19 protein-coding genes, 1 tRNA gene and 1 riboswitch are annotated in these 21,345 nt (G+C 68.3%); of the genes, 12 read left to right on the top strand and 8 right to left on the bottom strand.

The window, feature by feature from the left end:
• Positions 1–26 precede the first annotated feature (26 nt).
• A riboswitch (TPP riboswitch) is annotated at positions 27–132 on the top strand.
• The gene (thiC, locus tag ABD088_RS07270; RefSeq protein ID WP_343901114.1) at positions 129–1,973 is read left to right on the top strand and encodes a phosphomethylpyrimidine synthase ThiC; all 1,845 of its coding nucleotides are present in this window, start codon (positions 129–131) and stop codon (positions 1,971–1,973) included. (Overlaps the previous riboswitch by 4 nt.)
• 33 nt (positions 1,974–2,006) lie before the next feature.
• Here the strand turns inward: thiC and ABD088_RS07275 are convergent, their stop codons facing one another.
• The 3 genes from ABD088_RS07275 to ABD088_RS07285 all read right to left on the bottom strand — a co-directional run bounded on the left by ABD088_RS07275 (position 2,007) and on the right by ABD088_RS07285 (position 5,395).
• Positions 2,007–2,870: an alpha/beta fold hydrolase gene (locus tag ABD088_RS07275; RefSeq protein WP_343901115.1), complete on the bottom strand. Its 864-nt coding sequence runs from the start codon at positions 2,868–2,870 to the stop codon at positions 2,007–2,009.
• Positions 2,867–3,394, bottom strand: a complete 528-nt coding sequence (locus ABD088_RS07280) for a PadR family transcriptional regulator (protein WP_343901117.1) — start codon at positions 3,392–3,394, stop codon at positions 2,867–2,869. The genes ABD088_RS07275 and ABD088_RS07280 overlap by 4 nt, the downstream gene beginning before the upstream one ends.
• A gap of 156 nt (positions 3,395–3,550) precedes the next feature.
• Positions 3,551–5,395, bottom strand: a complete 1,845-nt coding sequence (locus ABD088_RS07285; protein WP_343901118.1) for a phosphoenolpyruvate carboxykinase (GTP) — start codon at positions 5,393–5,395, stop codon at positions 3,551–3,553.
• Between the two features lie 285 nt (positions 5,396–5,680).
• Between ABD088_RS07285 and ABD088_RS07290 the strand changes: the two genes are divergently transcribed.
• From ABD088_RS07290 to ABD088_RS07305, 4 genes are all read left to right on the top strand, one after another.
• A tRNA-Arg gene (locus tag ABD088_RS07290) sits at positions 5,681–5,757 on the top strand.
• Between the two features lie 200 nt (positions 5,758–5,957).
• Positions 5,958–6,605, top strand: a complete 648-nt coding sequence (locus ABD088_RS07295; RefSeq protein ID WP_343901120.1) for a P-loop NTPase family protein — start codon at positions 5,958–5,960, stop codon at positions 6,603–6,605.
• Positions 6,602–8,857 carry a YhgE/Pip family protein gene (locus ABD088_RS07300; RefSeq protein WP_343901121.1) on the top strand — a complete coding sequence of 752 codons (2,256 nt, stop codon included), beginning with the start codon at positions 6,602–6,604 and terminating at the stop codon, positions 8,855–8,857. The genes ABD088_RS07295 and ABD088_RS07300 overlap by 4 nt, the downstream gene beginning before the upstream one ends.
• Entirely contained in the window at positions 8,854–9,444 is a 591-nt protein-coding gene (locus tag ABD088_RS07305) for a TetR/AcrR family transcriptional regulator (protein WP_343901122.1), read from the top strand. Before ABD088_RS07300 ends, ABD088_RS07305 begins: the two co-directional genes overlap by 4 nt.
• Positions 9,445–9,463: 19 nt before the next feature.
• Here the strand turns inward: ABD088_RS07305 and ABD088_RS07310 are convergent, their stop codons facing one another.
• Positions 9,464–9,988, bottom strand: a complete 525-nt coding sequence (locus tag ABD088_RS07310) for a SixA phosphatase family protein (protein WP_343901124.1) — start codon at positions 9,986–9,988, stop codon at positions 9,464–9,466.
• A 112-nt stretch (positions 9,989–10,100) separates the two neighbouring features.
• Positions 10,101–10,910 (bottom strand): winged helix-turn-helix domain-containing protein, encoded by an 810-nt coding sequence (locus ABD088_RS07315; protein ID WP_343901125.1) that lies wholly within the window; start codon positions 10,908–10,910, stop codon positions 10,101–10,103.
• A gap of 607 nt (positions 10,911–11,517) precedes the next feature.
• On the opposite strand from ABD088_RS07315, the gene ABD088_RS07320 reads away from it, so the two are divergent.
• The 4 genes from ABD088_RS07320 (at position 11,518) to ABD088_RS07335 (ending at position 17,459) form a co-directional block, all read left to right on the top strand.
• Positions 11,518–12,258 carry a response regulator transcription factor gene (locus tag ABD088_RS07320; protein WP_343901127.1) on the top strand — a complete coding sequence of 247 codons (741 nt, stop codon included), beginning with the start codon at positions 11,518–11,520 and terminating at the stop codon, positions 12,256–12,258.
• The gene (locus tag ABD088_RS07325) at positions 12,255–13,835 is read left to right on the top strand and encodes a sensor histidine kinase (protein WP_343901129.1); all 1,581 of its coding nucleotides are present in this window, start codon (positions 12,255–12,257) and stop codon (positions 13,833–13,835) included. Before ABD088_RS07320 ends, ABD088_RS07325 begins: the two co-directional genes overlap by 4 nt.
• 79 nt (positions 13,836–13,914) lie before the next feature.
• A complete protein-coding gene (locus tag ABD088_RS07330; protein ID WP_343901131.1) occupies positions 13,915–15,222 on the top strand; it encodes a bifunctional glycosyltransferase family 2/GtrA family protein in 1,308 nt (435 codons plus the stop codon).
• Positions 15,219–17,459 carry an ArnT family glycosyltransferase gene (locus ABD088_RS07335; protein ID WP_343901133.1) on the top strand — a complete coding sequence of 747 codons (2,241 nt, stop codon included), beginning with the start codon at positions 15,219–15,221 and terminating at the stop codon, positions 17,457–17,459. The genes ABD088_RS07330 and ABD088_RS07335 overlap by 4 nt, the downstream gene beginning before the upstream one ends.
• A gap of 55 nt (positions 17,460–17,514) precedes the next feature.
• On the opposite strand, the gene ABD088_RS07340 is transcribed toward ABD088_RS07335, so the two are convergent.
• Entirely contained in the window at positions 17,515–18,312 is a 798-nt protein-coding gene (locus tag ABD088_RS07340; protein ID WP_343901135.1) for an alpha/beta fold hydrolase, read from the bottom strand.
• A 23-nt stretch (positions 18,313–18,335) separates the two neighbouring features.
• On the bottom strand, positions 18,336–18,974 hold the full coding sequence (gene upp, locus ABD088_RS07345) for a uracil phosphoribosyltransferase (protein ID WP_343901136.1): 639 nt from the start codon (positions 18,972–18,974) through the stop codon (positions 18,336–18,338).
• A 47-nt stretch (positions 18,975–19,021) separates the two neighbouring features.
• Between upp and tadA the strand changes: the two genes are divergently transcribed.
• From tadA to ABD088_RS07360, 3 genes are all read left to right on the top strand, one after another.
• Positions 19,022–19,504 carry a tRNA adenosine(34) deaminase TadA gene (gene tadA, locus ABD088_RS07350; RefSeq protein ID WP_343901138.1) on the top strand — a complete coding sequence of 161 codons (483 nt, stop codon included), beginning with the start codon at positions 19,022–19,024 and terminating at the stop codon, positions 19,502–19,504.
• Between the two features lie 91 nt (positions 19,505–19,595).
• Positions 19,596–20,210, top strand: coding sequence for a ClpP family protease (locus tag ABD088_RS07355; protein ID WP_343901140.1), 615 nt, complete (start codon positions 19,596–19,598; stop codon positions 20,208–20,210).
• Positions 20,207–20,821, top strand: coding sequence for a ClpP family protease (locus ABD088_RS07360; protein WP_343901141.1), 615 nt, complete (start codon positions 20,207–20,209; stop codon positions 20,819–20,821). The genes ABD088_RS07355 and ABD088_RS07360 overlap by 4 nt, the downstream gene beginning before the upstream one ends.
• 26 nt (positions 20,822–20,847) lie before the next feature.
• On the opposite strand, the gene ABD088_RS07365 is transcribed toward ABD088_RS07360, so the two are convergent.
• Positions 20,848–21,273 (bottom strand): helix-turn-helix domain-containing protein, encoded by a 426-nt coding sequence (locus ABD088_RS07365; protein ID WP_343901143.1) that lies wholly within the window; start codon positions 21,271–21,273, stop codon positions 20,848–20,850.
• Positions 21,274–21,345: the final 72 nt, after the last annotated feature.

The raw sequence follows: 21,345 nt of genomic DNA on the forward strand, positions 1-21,345 counted from the left end.
GGTCACGGGCCGTTCGGCTACGCTCGCAGGGTCCACACGGGTGCCCCAGGAGGGGCTGAGATCGAGCTGACCGCTCGGGACCGTCGAACCTGTCCGGGTCATGCCGGCGTAGGAAGTTGAGGGCTCGAATGAGCAATTCCCTGGAAACACCCACCACCATTCCGTCTGCCTCCACGGGGACCAGCACGCCCGGGGCTGGGGGTGAAACACCCACCACCTGGGAGCAGCATCCGCAGCACCGGCTCCACTGGCTCGAGGATCCCGACCACGGCCTGCGCGTTCCGGTCACCGCCATTTCACTGGCCGACTCCCCCGACAGCCGGCCCAACGAACCGCATCTGGCCTACCGGACTGCGGGGCCCGGTTCCGAGCCCACTGCCGGACTGCCCCGGCCACGCACCGCCTGGATCGCCGCCCGCGGCGACACCGAGGAGTATGAGGGCCGGCGCCGAAACCTCCACGACGATGGCCGATCGGCTGTGCGCCGCGGCGCCGCATCGGCCGAATGGACCGGCACCGCCCCCATCCCCCGCCGCTCCCACGAGGGGCAGACGGTCACCCAGATGCACTACGCCCGTCGCGGCACCATCACCCCCGAAATGCGCTACGTCGCACTGCGCGAGGGCTGCGATGTGGAGCTGGTGCGCAGCGAGGTCGCCGCCGGCCGGGCCATCATCCCGGTGAACATCAACCACCCGGAGTCCGAGCCGATGATCATCGGCAAGGCGTTCCTGGTCAAGATCAACGCCAACATCGGCAACTCGGCAGTGACATCCTCGATCGCCGAGGAGGTCGACAAGCTCACCTGGGCCACCCAATGGGGCGCCGACACGGTCATGGACCTGTCCACCGGCGACGACATCCACACCACGCGTGAATGGCTGATCCGCAACTCCCCGGTCCCGATCGGCACCGTGCCGATCTACCAGGCCCTGGAGAAGGTCGACGGCGACGCGGCGAAGCTGACGTGGGAGATCTTCCGGGACACCGTGGTCGAACAGTGCGAGCAGGGGGTGGACTACATGACCATCCACGCCGGCGTCCTGTTGCGCCACGTCCCGCTGACCGCTGACCGGGTGACCGGGATCGTCTCGCGCGGTGGTTCGATCATGGCCGGATGGTGCCTGGCCCACCACCAGGAGAACTTCCTGTACACGCACTACGACGAGCTCTGCGCGATCTTCGCCCGCTACGACGTGGCCTTCTCCCTGGGAGATGGATTGCGGCCCGGGTCGTTGGCCGATGCCAATGATGCAGCACAATTTGCCGAACTGGACACCCTCGCGGAGCTGACCAGCCGCGCCTGGCACTTCGACGTCCAGGTCATGGTGGAAGGGCCCGGCCACATCCCCCTGCACCTCGTCCGCGAGAACGTCGAACGCCAGCAGGAGCTGTGCCAGGGGGCACCGTTCTACACGCTGGGCCCGCTGGTCACCGACACGGCACCGGGGTATGACCACATCACCAGCGCCATCGGGGCGACGGAGATCGCCAGATATGGCACGGCCATGCTGTGTTACGTCACCCCGAAGGAGCACCTGGGGCTGCCGGACAAGGACGATGTGAAGACCGGGGTGATCACCTACAAGATCGCCGCCCATGCCGCCGACGTCGCCAAGGGGCACCCCGGGGCCACGGCACGTGATGATGCCCTCTCCCGGGCGCGCTTCGAGTTCCGTTGGAACGACCAGTTCGCCTTGGGCCTGGATCCGGCCACCGCCCAGGCGTTCCACGACGAGACGCTCCCGGCCGAACCGGCGAAGACGGCGCACTTCTGCTCCATGTGTGGGCCGAAGTTCTGTTCCATGCGCATCTCCCAGGACATCCGCGACGAGTTCGGCGGGGCGTCGAGGCAACGCGAACTGGCCGATGGCATCGCCGCGGGCCTGGAGGCCAAGAGCCGCGAGTTCGCCGCAGCCGGCTCCAGCGTCTACCTCCAGGCGACGATCCCGGTCGGTCCCGCGGCCGGCTGATGCCCGCGGGCCCCGGACCGCTGCGCCCTGCCGTCAGAGTCCGGGGACCCGCGCCAGCCGGGGATGTGCCTCGCCGCGTTCGATCCAGGCGCGGACCATGGCATTGAAGAACAGGGGGTCCTCGATGCTCCACTGGTGGTGCATGCCCGGTGCCAGGCGGAACTCGGTGTTCGGGCGCACGGCAGCCACATCGGCGAAGCCCTTGCGCACCACCGCGGGCTCCCGGGCGCCGGCCACCATCAGCAGGCGCCCGGCGAAGTCTCCGAGCCCCCCGGGCAGCCCGCCGGCATAGACCTCCTCGACCAGTGCCTTCATGTTCTCCGGGCGCAGGCTCAATCCGTGGTCGGAATAGAGCTGGCGGGAATGCGCGGGGATCCCGAACGCGCCGGCCTGGACCTTCCAGAACCATTCGGCGTCCCCGAAGCGCAGCTGGGCCGCGGAGGAAACCCGGGCCGCCGCCCCGACCGGGCGCACGGAAGCCCCGGAGAACAGGGCGCTGGCAAACAATTCGGGATGCCGGGCCACCGCCCGCAACCCCACGACGCCACCGAGCGAGAGCCCGACCAGGTGGACCCTCCCGTCCTCGACCTCCTCGGCGATGAACGCTGCGACGTCGTCCGCCGCACTGTCCAGGCCCTGCCAGTCCTCCTCGGCACGGGCACCGAAACCGGGCAGGTGCGGGGTGAAGACCTGGTAGGCGGGAAACGCCTTGACCTGTGGGTCCCACATCCAGTTGGCGACGTTGCCCCCATGCAGGAACACCAGCGTCTGGGCGGATTTGCCGTCCGCCCGCGCCCGCTGAGGCCGGTGGATCTCCGGGTAGCCTGCCGGATCGGGCCGCGCGGCCGGGCCGGCGGCGGCTGCCTGCTGTGGGTCGGTGGCAGGGCGCTCTTTCATGGCAGGTCCCCTTCGACGGAGTCCAACCAGGCAAGCTCCGCATCGACGTGGGCTATGCCGTGGTCCAGCGTGGCGGCCATGAGGTAGCCGCGGCGGTCGGTGAGTGCTGCCTCGTCGAGTTCGGCGCGCAGTGCCCGGTAGGCGTCGAGCAGGTCACGCGCCTCGGTGCGTCGGGCGGCCAGCAGGCCCAGCACCTCGTCACGGGCGAGGGAACCGGAGAAGAAGATGCGCCCCAGGAACGGTTCACGGGCCGGCTGGCGGTCCAGGGTGCCGGTGAGCCATTCCTGCAGCGCCGAGCGGCCGGCGCGGGTGATGTGGTGCTCCTGCCGGGCCGGATAGTTCTCCTGCGGGACGGTATGCACGGTGGCCAGCCCCTCGGACACCAGCTGGGCGAGCGTGCGGTAGATCTGCGCCTTGTCGGCGTTCCAGAAGTGGTTGATGCTCGAGTCGAAATGCTTCTTCAGGTCATAGCCGGTCATCGGCGAAAGGCTGAGCAGCCCGAGGATCAAGCGCGCGAGGATCATGAAACCATCATGCCAGCCCGCTAGGTGAAAAGTCGCCCATGGCGGCGGCGTGTGCCTTGTCGGGCGCCGCCCGGTGGCATGACCTCCACCACGCACGACGGCGGGGAGCCCACCCGGGTGCCGGGCCGGGCTCCCCGCCGTCGTGCGGGTGGACTGCTAGGCGCCGAGGCGCTGCTTCAGTCCGTCCAGTTCGTTCTGCAGCGAAGCCGGAAGCGAATCGCCGAAGTTGGCGTACCACTCCTCGATGCCTGCCAGTTCCTGCTTCCATTCCTCCGGGTCGACCGTGACGGCAACGTCGACATCTGCGGCGGTGAACCCGTCCAGGCCGGTGAGGTCCATCGACTCGCCGGTCGGCACGTTGCCAATGGGGGTCTCGCGGGCATCTGCGGTGCCTTCGATGCGCTCGATGATCCATTTGAGCACCCGCGAGTTATCACCGAACCCGGGCCATGCGAAGCCACCCTCGGGAGTGCGGCGGAACCAGTTGACCAGGAAGATGCGCGGCAGGCGCTCCGGATTGGCCTTGGACTCGATGGAGTCCCAGTGGTTGAGGTAGTCCCCGGCGTCATAGCCGATGAAGGGCAGCATGGCCATCGGGTCGCGGCGGACCCGGCCCACGGCGCCGGCCGCAGCGGCGGTCGTCTCCGAGGAGAGGGTCGAACCCATGAAGATGCCGTTGGTCCACGAGCGGGCCTCGGTCACCAGCGGAATCGTCGTCTTGCGGCGTCCGCCGAAGAGGATCGCATGGATCTCCACGCCGTCCGGGCTGTAGAACTCCTCGGCGAGCATGTCGATCTGGTTGATCGGGGTGCAGAAGCGGGAGTTCGGGTGGGCAGCCGGGGTCCCGGACTCCGGCGTCCACTCGTTGCCACGCCAATCGGTGAGGTGGGCGGGGACCTCTTCGGTCATGCCCTCCCACCAGACACCGCCGTCGTCGGTCAGGGCGACGTTGGTGAAGATCGAGTTCCCCTTGATGATGGCACGCATGGCATTGGGGTTGGTCGCCCAGCCGGTGCCGGGGGCGACGCCGAAGAGGCCGTATTCGGGGTTGACCCCGCGCAACTCGCCTTCCTTGCCGATGCGCATCCAGTTGATGTCATCGCCCAGCGTCTCGGCCTTCCAGCCTTCGACCGTTGGATCCAGCAGCGCCAGGTTGGTCTTGCCGCACGCCGAGGGGAACGCGGCGGCGACGTTGTAGCTCTTGCCCTGCGGGCTGGTGAGCTTGAGGATCAGCATGTGCTCGGCGAGCCAGCCCTCGTCGCGCGCCATGACGGAGGCAATGCGCAGCGCGAAGCACTTCTTGCCCAGCAGGGCGTTGCCGCCGTAGCCGGATCCGTAGGACCAGATCGAGCGGTCCTCGGGGAAGTGGACGATCCACTTGTCCTCGTTGCACGGCCACGGCACGTCGGCCTGGCCGGATTCCAAGGGTGCACCCACCGAGTGCACGGCGGGGACGAAGAAGGCGTTGGTGGCTTCCATCTTGCGCAGCACGTCGTTGCCGATGAGTGCCATGATCCGCATGGAGGCCACGACGTAGGCGGAGTCGGTGATCTCGACGCCGAACTGCGGCTGCTCCGCATCCAGGGGGCCCATGACAAACGGGATGACGTACATGGTCCGGCCATGCATGGACCCCTTGAAGAGATCCTGCAGGATCGGGGTCATCTCCTTCGGGTCCATCCAGTTGTTGGTGAACCCGGCGTCGCGCTTCTCGGGCGAGCAGATGAACGTCCGCTCCTCGACCCGGGCGACGTCCTTGGGATCGGAGAACGCCGCAAAGGAGTTGGGGAACTTCTCCTCGTCGAGCCGGACCAGCGTGCCGGCGTCAACCAATTCGCCGGTCAGGCGGTTGACCTCTTCCTGGCTGCCATCGACCCAGTGGACAGCTGCCGGTTCGGTGAGTTCGACGATGCCTGACACCCAAGCCAATAGCTCGGCGTGGGTCGTCGGTGCCGTCTGACGCTCCGCGTCGAGGACCGTCTGATCGGAGCGCTCGCTCATGTCCATTCCCTCCATTGGGCTGTTGCTGGTCCTATCGATGCTAGGGCCGGACACGTTGGGCGGAATGGCACCTCGAAGTGCCACAGGTCTCGATCCGGCACCGCAACTGGCCTCTCCCCCGGATTTTCGGGCCCAAACCACGACAGAGTGTGATCAAGATCACGTAGACCGGTCTAGTTAAATATGTCGTTTCGGCGCGTTGGCGCGGAACGACCTACCCCGATTTTGCACCCCCGCCTTCAGTCTGTATAGTTATTCGAGGTCAGCGACGAGGTCGCAGATCAAGCGCCCATAGCTCAGCTGGATAGAGCGTCTGTCTACGGAACAGAAGGTCAGGGGTTCGAATCCCTTTGGGCGCACCAACAGAAAGGCCCCGCTTCGGCGGGGCCTTTCGTTGTTTCCGGCTCCGCACGCCGCCCCTCACTCCCGGGATGTGCCGCACGGCCCGAGGGTGGCCATGACCGGCGCCTGCCACCCCCTGCCCCGAGGGGCCAGGGGACCTCTTGGCACCTTTTTTGCACACTAATTGAACTGACCGGTCAGTTTGATTTAGACTGGTGGAGTGCTGATAGCAAATGAACTCTTCATCAACGGACGCCACGGGGCCCTGGTCGAATCCACCAGCCTCAGCGTGGCGGCCGGGGAACTCCTCGTGGTCCAGGCCGAGCCGCAGACCACCCGGACGGCCTTGGCCCTTGGTCTGAGCGCCCGCATGCGTCCGGACTCCGGGGCCGTCGCCTGGGAGGGTGACTCCTCCCTGGCCGGCGTCCGTCACGCCAGCATGATCGTTGATTCCCCGGAGATCAACGAACCCGAATCCCACTCCAAGGTCAGGGACCTCGTCGCCGAGGACCTGGCCCTGCACCCGGGGCCCTTCTGGCGTCGCAGCAGCATCGACGATTGGTTGGAACGCCACCATGTGACCGATCTGGCCGGCGAGTTCATCGATGCCATCGATCCGCTGGAACGACTGAAGATCATGACCCATCTGGCCCTCGAGGAGCACCAGACCAAACTCCTGGTCCTGGACACCCCCGACCGGCACGGCATTCCCGACGCCGACTGGATCGCCCACCTGGTCGAGACTGCCGCCGGACGGCGGCATCCGGCAATCATCGCCATTGTCCAGCGCATTCCCGATGCGTGGACCGGCAAGGTGGCCACCGCCGGCCGCGACAACCTCCCCCACCCCACGGAGAACCCCGCATGACCACTCTTCGACTGGCATTATCCGAACTCAAGCGCATGACCAGCGGCGTCCTGCCGTGGCTGGCCATCGTGGCCATGACCCTGGTCCCGCTGCTCTACGGCGCGCTGTACCTCTACGCGAACTGGGACCCGTATTCCCACCTGGACAACGTCAAGGTCGCGCTCGTGAACGAGGACCAGGGATCCCAGCAGGACGGCAAGGACCTGCACGTCGGGGACGACGTCGTGGACTCCCTGCTCAAGGACGCGACGTTCGGCTGGAACGTCGTGGATTCGGAGGCAGCCGCCGAGGAAGGCGTGCGCACCGGCGAATACGCCTTCGCCATGACGATTCCGAAGGACTTCTCGAAGAACCTGGCCTCCCCCGAGGACTTCGACGCGGCGAAGCAGGCCATCCTGCAGGTCACCACGAATGATGCCAACAACTACATGGTGGGCACCTTCGCCGACAAGCTAGCCGGCGAGGTCCACAACACCGTGGCCAAGGAGGTCGGCACCGAAACTGCCGACACCCTGTTGACCGGATACGGGCGCATCCACTCCCAGATGGCCAAGGCGGCCGACGGAGCCGGGGATCTCCACGACGGCGCCGTGAAGCTCGACGACGGCATCGGCTCCCTCGGCCAGGGGGCCAAGAAGCTCGACTCCGGTGCCGGTGAATTGGACGCAGGGGCCCGCAAGCTCCACGATGGCACCTCATCACTGGTGGCGGGCGAGCAGAAGCTCGTGACCGGCACGGGGCAATTGGCCTCGGGAGCCGGCAACCTGCAGGACGGCGCGGACCGCCTGGCAGGCGGCTTGGGGACGCTGGAATCCAAGACCGCGACGCTGCCGCAGAAGACCCGTCAGCTCTCTGACGGGGCTGCCTCGGCCAACGCCGCAGGAAAGAAGCTGGCCACCGGCGCGGACCAGGTCGCCGACGGCAACGAGGAGCTCAGCGCCAAGGTGGGAAGTGCAGCCGACACCATCAAGGCCCTCCAGTCCGACGCCGACCAGCGCCTGGACGGCTCCGTCCAACAGCTGATCGATGACGGCGTGATCACCGCGGACCAGGCCCAGGCCGCCCGCGCCTCGGTCAAGAAACTGGCCGCGGACTCGGGCGTCACCGCCGAAGCCGAGAAGACCAAGAAGGAACTGGCCACCGCGCAATCGCAGATCGACCAGCTCGCGGCGGGCTCCCGGCAGGTCGCCACCGGAGCCTCCCAGCTCAGTGGCGGACTGGGAACCCTCGCCACCGGAGCCGACACCCTGGCTGATTCCACACCCGCCCTCGTCGGCGGCATCTCCGACGCTGCCGACGGCGCCGACCAGCTCTCCGCCGGAGCCGGAAAACTCGCCAGCGGAGCCAACACCCTGCAATCGGGGCAGAAGAATGCACTCTCCGGCGCCCAACAGCTCAACACCGGTGCGGCATCCCTCGTCACCGGCACCGGATCGCTGAAACAAGGCACCACCGACCTGCGTGGGGGGATCTCCAAGCTGTCGTCCGGGGCGGATCAACTGGCCGACGGTTCCGGAACCCTGGCCACCAAGCTCTCCGACGGCACGAAACGGGTCCCCAACCCCTCGGACCCGCAGAAGACGCAGGTCTCGAACGTCATCGGCGACCCCGTCTCCGTGGCACAGACCGACCAGGCCAGCGCCGGGACCTACGGAGAGGGCCTGGCCCCGTTCTTCATGACGTTGGCCGTCTGGATCGGCGCCTTCATCCTGGTGCAGATCATGCGTCCGGTGACCCACCGGGCCCTGGCGTCCAACGCCGCCTCCTGGAAGATCGCGATCGGCGGCTGGCTGCCGTTCCTGTTCCTGTCCATGCTGCAGGCCACGGTGCTCTACGGCGTGGTGCTTTACGGCCTCGGCCTGGAGACGGCCCACCCGTGGCTGACCTGGGGGTTGTTCCTGATGGCGAGCGTCGCGTTCACGGCGCTGGTACAAGGCATCTGCGCCCTGCTCGGCACCCCCGGCAAGCTCGTGGTGCTGGTGCTGCTGGTGCTGCAGCTGGTCTCCGCCGGCGGCACCTTCCCCTGGGAGACCACACCGGATCCGCTGCATGTGGCCCACAACCTGTTGCCCATGGGCCACGTGATCACCGGCCTACGGCACCTGATGTATGGTGCGACGCTCGACGGACTTGTCCCGCTCGTGCTGGCGTTGCTGGGCTACGCGGCGATCGGCTTGGCCATGAGCGTGCTCGCCGTCCACCGCGGCAAGACCTGGACCCTGAAGACGCTGCACCCCGAGCTGGCGGCATGACCGGTCGGCAACGCGTCCGGGCCACCGGCTCGAAGCACAAGCTCTTCGCCGCCTCCATGACGCTGATCGGCGAGCGGGGCCACCACCAGGTCACCGTCGACGAGATCGCCGCTGCGGCCGGCGTCTCCAAGGGTACGGTCTACTACAACTTCGGCTCCAAGGCCCAGCTGATCGGCCAGCTGATCCGCTTCGGCGCGGATGTGCTCTTCGAGCGGTTGGAAAAGGGCGTCGCGGATCCCGATCCGCTCACCGGATTCCGGGACATGATCGCCGCTTCGTTGGAGTTCATGGAGGAATACCCGGCGTTCGCGCAGCTGTGGATCACCGAGCAGTGGCAGACCCCCAGCGAGTGGTCCGATACCCTCTTGGAACTGCGCGGGGAGATCATCGGCGTCATCGCCGACGCGTTGGAGCGTTTGCGCGCAACCGGTGGGCACCCGGCGCTGGAGCGCGCGGACCCGGCTGCCCTGGCCACCGCGGTCTTCGGTGCGGTGCTGATCATCGGCCGCGACAGGCATGTCTTCCACGCCGAGCGCAGCATCGCCACCTGTGTCGATGCCGTGACCGCGTTCGCCGCCATCGGCTGAGGCACCGGGCGACGCCGACTCAGGGCCGCGGGACCATGAACCCGGTGACCCGGGCGTCCCGGCCGTCGAGTTCGGCCCACGGCTTCCGCGATTCCAACAGGGTCAGCCCCAGCGTCGGATACCGGGTGGCCAGCTCCATCACCGGCTCCTCCTCCGACTCCACCGAGGCCAAGGCCATTGCCACCTCCTGGACGGTCGGCAGGTGTCCGATGACCAACAGGGTCGAGACGGCCTCGGGCGTCTCGTTGATGACAGAGACCAGTTGCGTGGCCGAGGCGCCATACACCCGCGAATCCAGATACGGGGTGGGGCCCTTCTCCCCCAGCTCGCTGGATACCCAGGCGCAGGTGGACCGGGCGCGCAGCGCGTCCGAGCACACGATGTAGTCGGGGATCCAGCCGTTCGCCACCATCCAGGCGCCCGCCGACGGGGCCTCGCGGTTGCCACGGGTGGCCAGCGGCCGCTCGTGGTCCTCGACGCCGAACGGGAACTCGGCCTTGGCATGGCGCAGGAGCATCAGGCGCTTCACATCGTGCTGGCTCATGCCACCAGTTTAGGTGCCAGCGGTTGCCGGAACAGCAGGCGGCGGAACCGTGGAGACGACGACGGCGATGCCCCGGGAAGGGGGCATCGCCGTCGTGCGCTGTGGTGCTGGATCAGATGCTGTACTCCGGGGCGGCCCAGACGATGACCTCGGGGTGCTCGTAGAAGCGGTAGCCCTGCCCACGCACAGTGCGCACGGTGTTGGCCAGGCGGCCGAGCTTGGAGCGCAGGCGGCGGATGTGCACGTCGATGGTGCGCTCGTTGGGGACCTCTTCGGCGTTGCGCCACAGGTTGGTCAGCAGCTCGTCGCGGCCGACGGTGCGGGCGCCGTTCTCCACCAGGTAGTTCAGCAGCTCGAACTCCTTGAAGGTGAGGTTCAGCGTCTGGCCATCCAGGTGGACCTCGCGGCGCGAGAGGTCGATCAACACGCCGGAGGGCCGCGGTGCGGCGGCCTGCTGGCGGGTGGCTTCGGTGCGCGGGCGGCGGGCCACCGTCGGGTCCCCCAGGGCCTGGCGCACGACGTCGATGCTCTCACCCGGGGCGCTGGCCGGTGCCAGGGCCACGGCGGCGTGGGTCTGGGCCTCCGGGGACAGCGTCTGCAGGTAGGCGCGCACCTGGGTGGCCAGCTTGCCCAGCGAGGTGCCCTGCTCCTGCGCGGTCGCCTCGTCGAGGCCGACGTAGAGAACGAAGCCGCGGGCCTCGGTGTCGCGTTCGACGGCCTGCGGGCCCGGGGTGCCATTGCCGGCCACGACCGGAGTGGGTGCGGTCACCGGCTGGCGCTCCTGCGGTGCGGGCACGGCGTGGAGCTGGCGGTAGCCCTGCGGTGCGCCATATTCCCCATGGCCGCCCCCTTGACGCTGGGCAGCCGCGCGGTTCTGCGCGTTGCGGATGGAGATGTGGACGTATCCGGACGTAACAGACATGGTGGAACCTCTAACTGTGCGAAAAGTCGGTGAACTGTCTTGGGGGCAGCTGTCCGGCGTCGTGCAGGTGGCGGCGACCGGTCCAGCCGTGCTTCGGATCTTCGGCGGGTGGGAAGAAGCTAGGCCGACATTCGACAACAGCTGCGCGCACGTCCGACTCCATGGCCCCAACGGGGGCCGCTGGCCGCGAGTGCTGCTGGTTCGATGTTCACAAGGACCAGTCTTGCCGTAATAAAACGAACCCGCAAGTAATATTCATCGCATCTGTCCATATAGTGAGACGGAATCCTTACTTTGTGAGGTGTTTCACATTGCGCAGTTCTCTGAAGTGAACCCTTTGGATGCAGCGGTTTGGCCAGTCAAGCGCTTAACGAGTGTTCGAATTGACCACTCCGAGGGCGTGATGCGAATCCTAAAACAAGGCATGCATAGTTATGCGTGACAGGCATTTTTCCGGTTCATGGGCTTGACTATCCCGGCGCTGCGGTGGGTAATTCGGGGCTCACCACCACCACGACGGGCCGGTTAGTGTAGGAGGCACAGGGTTCACAGCCCGGACACAGCTTCATCCCAGCCCGGCCCTATAGGTGCAGAGGAGTATCGACTCATGACGAACTCGCAGTTCTCCCCGAACCAGCTCCCCCGACTGGAACACCCCGATGGAACCCCCATCCGGGCCCTGGTGGTCGACGACGAGCCGTCGCTGGCCGAATTGGTGAGCATGGGGGTGCGCATGCTCGGATGGCAGGTCAAGGTTGCCGGCGATGGCCCCTCTGCGGTGCAGGAGGCGAGGTCGTTCAATCCGGACATCCTGGTGCTGGACTGGATGCTCCCCGGATTCGACGGTCCGGAGGTGCTGCGCAAGATCCGTGCGTTCCAGCCCGAGGTCCCCGCCTTGTTCCTGACCGCCAAAGATGCGGTGGAGAACCGGATCGAGGGCCTCTCCCTCGGTGGCGACGACTATGTCACCAAGCCGTTCAGCCTCGAGGAGGTGCTGCTGCGCCTGCACCGGCTCGTGGAACGCTCCGGGGCGGCGAAGGCCGACGCCGCCGAACTGGTGGTCGGGGACCTGGTCATGAACCTGGACATGCGTGAGGTCAGCCGCGGCGGGGACATCGTGAACCTCACCGCCACCGAGTTCGACCTGCTGCACTACCTGATGGAGAACTCCCGGCGGGTGATGTCCAAGAACCAGATCCTGGACAGCGTGTGGCAGTACGACTTCGGCGGCCAGGCCAACATCGTGGAGCTCTACGTCTCCTACCTGCGCAAGAAGATCGACGCCGGGCGAGAGCCCATGATCCACACGGTCCGCGGCGCCGGGTATGTGCTGAAGCCCGCGCCGTGAGCTCCACCGCTCCCCCGAAACCCACAGAGCCACCCACCGGAGCGGACCACCCGACAGGTCCCGGGCATCCGGCCAAGCACTGGTCGCTGCGGGCCCGCATGCTGGCCGCGCTCATCGCACTCCTGGCCCTGATCTGCCTGGTGATCGGCGTCTTCACGCACACGGTGATGAGCAACAGCCTGTACGGCCAACTGGACGAGCAGCTGGAACAGGCCTCCAACCGCGCTGCGGCCTTCGACGGCAACGCCTCGGGCCAGGGCAGCAATGCCCCCGACCCCCTGAATGCCCCGGGGCAGGGATCCGGCACGTTGAATGCGCGCATCGAGGGCAATACCATCCTCATCGGCGGCGTCCTGGACCGCGAGACCGGGGTACGCAAGCAGCTCAACGAGAAGGACGCCCAGCAGCTGGCCGAGGTGGCTGCCGATGCAACGCCGTCCACCCAGGACCTCTCCGTGGGCCGCTACCGGCTCATGGCCGTCACCTCCACCGATTCCGGGCACCCCGCGGCGGGCGCCTCCGGGAAGTCGATCCTGATCACCGGGCTACCCGTGGAGAACACGCGGCGGACCCTGTTCTCGCTGGACATCACCATGCTCCTGGTGGCGTCCTCCGGCCTGGTGGCCACCGGCCTGATCGGGTCGGTGATCGTGCGCCGGTCGCTGGTCCAGCTCGAGCGTGTCTCCTCGGTCGCCGGGTCGGTCGCCGAACTGCCCCTGGATGTGGGCGAGGTCCGGCTGGCCCAACGCGTCGCCGCCGCCGATGCCGAACCGGGCACGGAGGCAGGGAACATGGGCCATGCGCTCAACGCCCTGCTGGACAATGTCGAGTCGGCGCTGGAGGTCCGCCAGAATTCGGAGGCACGCATGCGCCGATTCGTCGCCGATGCCTCCCACGAGCTGCGCACCCCCTTGGCCGCCGTACGGGGGTATTCGGAACTCGTGGCCGCCACCGAACACCTCAGCGCCGACGGACGGACCTCCCTGGGACGCGTCGTGGAGCAAAGCCACCGCATGGGCTCGCTGGTGGAGGACCTGCTCCTGCTGGCCCGCCTCGACGAAGGACAGAAGCCCACCACCGTCGACGTCGACCTGACCCAGGTCGCCCTGGAAACCGCGCGCGACTTCCAGGTGGCGGCCCCCACGCACCGGTGGCGGCTCAACCTGCCCGACGAGCCGGTGGTGGTCCGCGGCGACGGGACGCAGCTGGCCCGCGTGCTGAACAACCTGCTCTCCAACGCGCGCAAGCACACCGTGGAGGGGACCACCGTGGACATCGGCGTGGCCCGCTCGGCCGACGCCCGGCATGGGGTCCTCACCGTCACCGACGACGGCGAGGGCATCGACGCGGAGTTCCTGCCCCAGGTCTTCGCCCGCTTCACCCGGGCCGACAATGCCCGCTCCGGCGCCGAGGGGACCGTGGGGCTGGGGTTGCCGATCGTGCGCGGCATCGTCGAATCCCACGGCGGAACCATCCACGTCAGTAGCCGTCCCGGGCACACCGAGTTCGAGGTCCGGCTGCCGCTGGCCTTCGACCTGCCCCCGCGTCCGGACCAGCCCCCGCAGTCCGCCGCGTAACCGGCAACCGGAGGACGTTCACAGATCCACCACAGCCCCACCCCATCGCCGCCACAAGTGCGGTGGGGAAGCTGTTTCCATGAGCCAACCACCACCCCCACCCCCTGTCAGCACCGCATCACCGACCCACTGCGCAGGACCCGCCCCGCGGACCTTCGCCCCGGTGACGGCGGCACCGATCCTGCCCGTCGCGGGGATCCCCGTGGTGGACATCGTCATCCCGGTCCACAACGAACAGGAAGGCATCGAGGCCAGCCTCCGCCGCCTGGATGCACACCTCGCGCAGACCCTGCCCTTCGACTACCGGATCACCGTCGCCGACAACGCCAGCACCGATGAAACGGTGGCCATCGCCGAACGGGTCGCCCGGGAGGTGCCGGGCATCGCCGTCGTGCATCTGGAGGAGAAGGGGCGCGGACGCGCGCTGCGTGCCGTCTGGGCCGCCTCCGACGCCCCGGTCCTGGCATACATGGACGTGGACCTTTCCACCGACCTGTCGGCGTTCGGCCCGCTGATCGCCCCGCTGCTCTCCGGGCATTCGGACCTGGCGATCGGCACCCGGCTGGGCCGCGGGGCCCGCGTGGTGCGCGGGGCCCAGCGCGAATTCATCTCCCGCGGCTACAACCTGATCCTGCACGGCTCGCTGGGCACCCGGTTCTCCGACGCCCAATGCGGGTTCAAGGCCATCCGCAAGGACGTCGCGGACCAGTTGCTGCCGCTGACCGTGGACAACGCGTGGTTCTTCGACACCGAGCTGCTGGTGCTCGCCGAACAGTGCGGGCTGCGCGTGGCGGAGGTCCCCGTCGACTGGACTGACGATCCGCACTCCAGCGTCGCGCTGGCCCGCACCGCGGCCGACGACCTGGCCGGCATCTGGCGGATCGGCAGATCGCTGGTCTCCGGGAAGATCCCGGTGGAGCGCATCCGGCGCGAACTCGGCCGCTCCGAACCGGCCCGGAACCGCAGCAACACGCTCTTCGGGCAGCTGGTGCGCTTCGGGGCGATCGGGGTGGTCTCCACACTGGCCTACCTGGCCATCTTCCTGCTGCTGCGCCACGTCACCGGCGCGCAGGCCGCCAACTTCACCGCGCTGCTGCTGACCGCGATCGGCAATACAGCGGCGAACCGGCTGTTCACCTTCGGCATCCGCGGCCGCCAGTCGGTGGTGACCCACCACGTCCAGGGGCTGCTGGTCTTCGGGATCGGCCTGGCACTGACGTCCGGTGCGCTGGTGCTGGTCCACCGCGGCGCCTCCCCCGGCAGCCTGTTGGAGATCATCGCCGTCGTGCTGGCCAACCTGGTGGCCACCCTGCTGCGCTTCGTGTTGTTCCGCCACTGGGTCTTCGGATCCACGTCCCCGATGAAGAAGTCCGAGGTCCCCGCATGAGCACCCTCTCCGATACCCAGCACGACGGCGGCACCCGGGTACCGCCGTCGTCCCCCTCCCGCTTCTCCACCGCGTGGCAGCACCTGCGCGCCCCCGCATCCACCGTGGTGCGCCAGCGCCTGGCCCTGGGGATCCTGCTGGTGGGCACCGCGGTGCTCTACCTCTGGAACCTGGGCGCCAATGGGTGGGGCAACGCGTTCTACGCGGCGGCCATCCAGGCCGGGTCCGAGAGCTGGAAGGCGTTCCTGTTCGGTTCCTCCGATGCGGCGAACTCGATCACCGTGGACAAACCGCCGGCCTCGTTGTGGATCCCGGCGCTGAGCGTGCGGATCTTCGGCCTCAGCAGCTGGTCCATCCTGGTCCCCGAGGCGCTGATGGGCGTCGCCTCGGTGTGGCTGCTGTATTCCACCATCCGCCGGGTCGCCTCGCACGCCGCTGGCCTGCTCGCCGGGGCGGTGCTGGCGCTGACCCCGGTGGCGCTGCTGATGTTCAGGTACAACAACCCCGAGGCGCTGTTGCTGCTGCTGATGACCGCCGCCGCCTACACCGTGGTGCGCGCCGTGCAGGCCGGCGAACCCCGGCCCGCGGTGGAGCCCACGGCGGAGCCCGCGGCGGGGTCCACGGGCCATGCCGCCAGCGGGAAACCCCGGATGGCGTGGTGGCACAGCACCAGCCCGGCCCTGCGCTGGATGGTGCTGTGCGGGGTGCTGATCGGCTTCGGGTTCCTGGCCAAGCAGCTGCAGGTCCTGCTGGTGGTCCCCGGGTTCGCGCTGGCCTACCTGCTCGCGTCCCCGCTGACGTGGGGCCGGAAGCTGCTGCACGTGCTCGGCGCGGGAGCCGGACTGGTGGTGGCCGCCGGCTGGTGGATCGCCCTGGTGGAGCTGTGGCCCGCCGATGCGCGTCCCTACATCGGCGGCTCGCAGGACAACTCGTTCCTGGAGCTGACGTTCGGCTACAACGGACTGGGCCGCATCAGCGGCAACGAAACCGGAAGCGTCGGCGCCTCCCAGTGGGGCGATACCGGCATCGGCCGGCTGTTCACCGGCGACTTCGCCTCCCAGATCGCCTGGCTGCTGCCCGCCGCCCTGTTGCTGGTCCTGGTGGTCGCGGCGATCGTGGTGCGCACCCACGCACTGCGGGATGCGCGCGGCCGGGCTTTCACCGCAATGTTCGTCTCCTCTGCCGCCTGGCTGGTGGTGACCTGGCTGGTGTTCAGCTACATGCAGGGCATCATCCACCAGTACTACACCGCGGCCCTGGCCCCGGCGATCGCTGCCCTCATCGGGATGGGCGGGTGGTTGCTGCACCAGTTCCTCGACCAGCTCTGGGCGCGCATCACCGCAGCCGTACTGGTGGCCGGAACCGGGTTCTGGAGCATTCACCTGCTGCACCTCTACCCCGACTTCCTGCCCTGGCTCGCCCCGGTGGTCGGCGTCGTCGCCGTCGTGGCCGCCGCGGTACTGCTGGTCCCACCGTCCTTCTGGACGTCGGAACAGACCTCCGCCCGGGTTCCCTTCCTGCGCCGCGTCGCTGGCGCCGGGCTGGTGCTGGCTTTGGCTTCCACGATCGTGGCGCCCGCCTCGTACGCCGCGGTCACCACCACCGAGGGGCGCAGCGGGTCGATCATCACCGCTGGTCCTTCCTCCGGCGGGCCCGGAGCCTTCGGCAACACCTTCGGCGGCAGGGGTGGTGGCCCCCGCGGCCCCGGTGGCCCCGCTGGCCCCGGCGGGCAAGGGGGGCAGACGCCTCCCACCATGGGCCGACCTCCCACGGGGATGGGCCCGGGCACCGGCACGATGCCGGGGCAGAACGGCATGGGCACCCTGCCCGGAGGTGCGGGCGGCGGCATGAGCGGCGGGGGGCTGCTCTCCGCGGCGACGGTCGGCGACACGTTGAAGGCGCTGCTGGAGAAGGATGCCGCTTCCTACCGTTGGGTTGCCGCTGCCGTCGGGTCGAACAGCGCTTCGGGTTACCAGCTGGCCACCGAGGACCCGGTCATGCCCATCGGTGGTTTCAACGGCTCGGACCCGTCACCGACGCTGGAGCAGTTCCAGGCCTACGTCCAGAACGGCGACATCCACTACTTCATCGGTGGCGGGATGGGCCTGCGGGCCAATGGTGGATCGAGCGCCTCCTCGGAGATCTCGGCCTGGGTGGAGGCGAACTTCGACTCCCAGACCGTCGACGGCGTGACCGTGTACGACCTGGGGTCGGCCTCGAGCACCCTGCAGGGGTAGCCATTCCCGAGGTTGTCCCGGTTCCAGGCGTCGGAACCGGGACAACTTCCGCGGGCTATCCTCGCTTGAGGCGTTCTGCCCACGCGGCCAGCAGGGCATGCACAACGCCGGGCTGGTCAAGGTGGACGTTGTGCCCCGCAGCGTCGAGTTCGGCAACGGTGGCCCGCGGGAACTGCACGGCAAGAGCTCGCTGGTCTTCGAATCCGACCACTGCGTCCTGTTTCCCCGCGACGATCAGTACGGGTCGTTCGAAACCCATCAACCGGTCCTCCGGTGGCTCGGTCAGGAAATACCGCTGGCCTAAACGGGCCATGGCACGCAGGTCCGCGGCCCGAAGCCCCGGGAGCGCTGCCCGTTGAAAGCGCTGCCAGTTCTCCTGCGACTGGATGACCGCCAGCTCGGTGTAGAGACCGCGGTCGGCAGCGTCCAGGGTTTCCAGCAACGCAGCGTCCAGCTCGAGGACCACGTGATCGGGCAAGGTCCGGTGCGCTGGCACCGGGTCGACCACCGGGGCCAGCAACGCCATGCCGAGCACCTGGTTCCCTCGCCGCGCGGCGAGCTCACGTGCCAGCAACCCGCCAAGTGAGTTCCCGACGATGGCGAAGCGCGCCGATCCGATCAGCTCCGTGACGGCCTGATCCAGCCACTCGGCGATCTCCGGCAGGCCGCCGGGGGCGTCGAGCCGTGTGGTCGATCCGAATCCGGGAAGATCCAGGTAGATCCGCTCCCAGTCGCCGGACGCGAAGACGTCGTCGAGCTCCAGCAGCACACGGTGGTCCACGCCGTTTCCGTGCAGGAAGAGCAGCGGGGTACCTGCGCCACGACGGACGACATGCGGCCGGGGCAGGACCATCGGGTGCCGTCGTGCAGTGTCTTCTAGTGCGCCAGGCCGTAGAGCCGGTCGCCGGCGTCGCCGAGGCCCGGGACGATGTAGGCGTTCTCGTCCAGCTTCTCGTCGAGGGCGGCGAGCACCAGGTGCACGCGGGCGTCGTCGCCGTAGTGCTCCTCGAGCCGGTCCAGGCCTTCAGGAGCGGCGATGAGGCAGATGCAGGTGACGTCGGAGGCGCCGCGGTCGAAGAGGAACTTGATGGACTCGATCAGCGTGCCGCCGGTCGCGAGCATCGGGTCCAGCACGAACACCTGGCGTCCGGTGAGGTCCTCGGGCAGGCGCTCGGCGTAGGTGACGATGTCCAGCGTCTTCTCGTTGCGGGCCATGCCCAGGAACCCGACCTCGGCGGTGGGAACCAGACGGGTCATGCCCTCGAGCATGCCCAGGCCGGCACGCAGGATCGGGACCACCAGCGGGGTCGGCTTGGCGAAGGCCGTGCCCGTGGTGGTGGCGACCGGGGTCTGGACCTCCACCTGGACCGTACGGACCTCGCGGGTTGCCTCATACGCCAGCAGGGTCACCAGTTCATCGGTGAGCTGCCGGAAGACCGGGGACGGGGTGCTTTTGTCGCGGAGAACCGAAACCTTGTGGGCCACCAGCGGGTGGTCGACTACCTGTACGCGCATGCCCTAAAACTACCAGCACCGACCGGCCCCTCGGCTACTGTGGGAGCGTGAAACGGGATGATGCGCGCCACGCACGGTGGATGGGGCTGGCCCTCGAGGAGGCCCGCGCGGCACTGGGCACCGGCGACGTGCCCATCGGCGCCGTCATCATCGGCCCCGACGGATCGGTCATCGCCACCGGCCGCAACGAACGCGAGGCCTCCGGGGACCCCACCGCCCACGCGGAAGTCGTCGCGATCCGGGCCGCCGCCGCAGCGCTGCGGGATTCCGGGCACGACGACGGTTGGCGGCTCTCCGAGTGCACCCTGGTGGTGACCTTGGAACCGTGCGCCATGTGCGCCGGGGCCATCGTGCTCTCCCGCATCCCGCGCGTCGTCTTCGGTGCCTGGGACGAGAAGGCCGGGGCCTCCGGTTCCGTCTTCGAGATCCTGCGCGAACCCCGGCTGAACCACTGGGTCGAGGTGTTCCCCGGCGTGCGCGAGGCCGAATGCGCGACACTGCTGACCGACTTCTTCCGGGCGATGCGGTAACGCCACCCCGCCTCCGCTGCCGTCAGCAGAGCCATTCCGCCGCCGGCAGCAGGGCGGCGACAACGCTCAAGCGGCCCAGCACGCTGGAGGCATGAGCGAACAACCAGAATCACGCAGCCTCTTCGACCGCCACATGCGCCAACACCTGCTGATGCATCGCGTCCTGGTCCTCGACGGCCCCCTCGACGACGACAACGGCATGATGCTGGCCTCGCAGATGATGGCCCTGGCCGACGACAACCAATCGGACATCTCGCTGTGGATCCACTCCCCCGGCGGTTCGGTCCCCTCCATGCTCGCCCTGCGGGACATCATGCGGATCATCCCGAACGACGTCTCCACACTGGCCCTCGGTCTGGCCTGCTCCGCGGGACAGTTCCTGCTCTCCTCGGGCACTCCGGGCAAGAGGCGGGCACTGCCGCGGGCCCGGATCCTGATGCACCAGGGCTCGGCGGGGATCGGCGGTTCATCGGCCGAGGTCGAGGTCCAGGCCAACGATCTGCGCCACACCCGCGACACCGTCCTGGGACTGATCGCCGAGGATACCGGCCAACCACTCGAGCGGATCTTCGAGGACTCGCTCCACGACCGCTGGTACACCGCAGCGGAGGCACTGGAGTACGGATTCATCGACGAGATCGCCGACTCCTACGCGACAATCGCGCTGACGCGGAACCGCCATGCCGGGCTGGGGGTGGACCGATGAGCAGCTACACCATCCCCAACGTCATCGCCCGGACCGGCAACGGCGAGCGCATCATGGACGTCTACTCCCATCTGCTCTCCGAACGGATCATCTACCTGGGCACCGCCATCGATCCGGGAGTCGCCAACGCGCTGATCGCCCAGCTGCTGCATCTGGATTCGGACTCCCCCGGCACGCCGATCGACCTGTACATCAACTCCGAAGGCGGAGACCTGCCCTCGATGCTGGCCGTCTACGACACCATGCAGTACCTGAAGTCGCCGGTGTCCACCATCTGCGTCGGACAGGCCATCGGCGCGAGTGCGGTGCTGCTCACGGGCGGTGCCGCCGGGCAGCGCATGATACTCCCCCACGCCCGCGTGGTCTTGCACCAGCCTGCCGGCCAGGGCCGGGGCACGATTCCGGATCTGATCCTGCAGGCCGATGAGCTGCTGCGGATCCGCGGCGCCGCCGAACGGGTGCTCTCCCGCCACACCGGCAAGGACCTGGCGGTGTTGCGCGCCGATACCGATCGGGAGCGGGTCTTCACCGCGGAGGATGCGCTGGCCTACGGCCTCGTCGACGAGGTGTTGGACCGGGTGCCCTCGGCGCCCCTGATGGTCGGAGCGTAGGCGGGCCTGTCAGGTCGGCGGGGTGCTCAGGCCGCCAGGGCCAGGACAGGCTGGGAGCCGAGGTCCGCCGTCGTACCCGCGGAGGTTCCGGACGCTGGTGCGGCAGTGGTGGAGTAGCCGCGCTGGCCGGTGGACGTCAGGATCTGGACGGGTGCCGAAGCGTGGAGTTGGGCTGCGACTTGCCAGGTGAGGTCCAACAACGTGGTGCCCAGGGCGCCGGCGACGGCGGCGATCATCTCGCTGGAGGGTTCCTTGATGCCACGCTCGATCTCCGAGAGGTACTGCGGGGAGATACCGGCGAGGCGGGCGACGTCGGCCAGTCGGTCTCCGCGGATGGTGCGCAGCAGCCGGAGGCGGCGGCCCAGGACCACGCGCCACAGCGGTTCGGGGCCCCACCGTTCGTCATTGGTGGGGCGTCCGGTGCGGAAGGCTGGGTCGCGGTGCAGGTCCATGCTTCACCGTAGGCCCGGTCTCCCCCGGTATGTCACCCCATTCTGCTGCAGGCAGAGCGGGGCTCGTTTTGG

The sequence above is a fragment of the Arthrobacter rhombi genome (genome assembly GCF_039526245.1).
GTDB classification, from domain to species: domain Bacteria; phylum Actinomycetota; class Actinomycetes; order Actinomycetales; family Micrococcaceae; genus Arthrobacter_H; species Arthrobacter_H rhombi.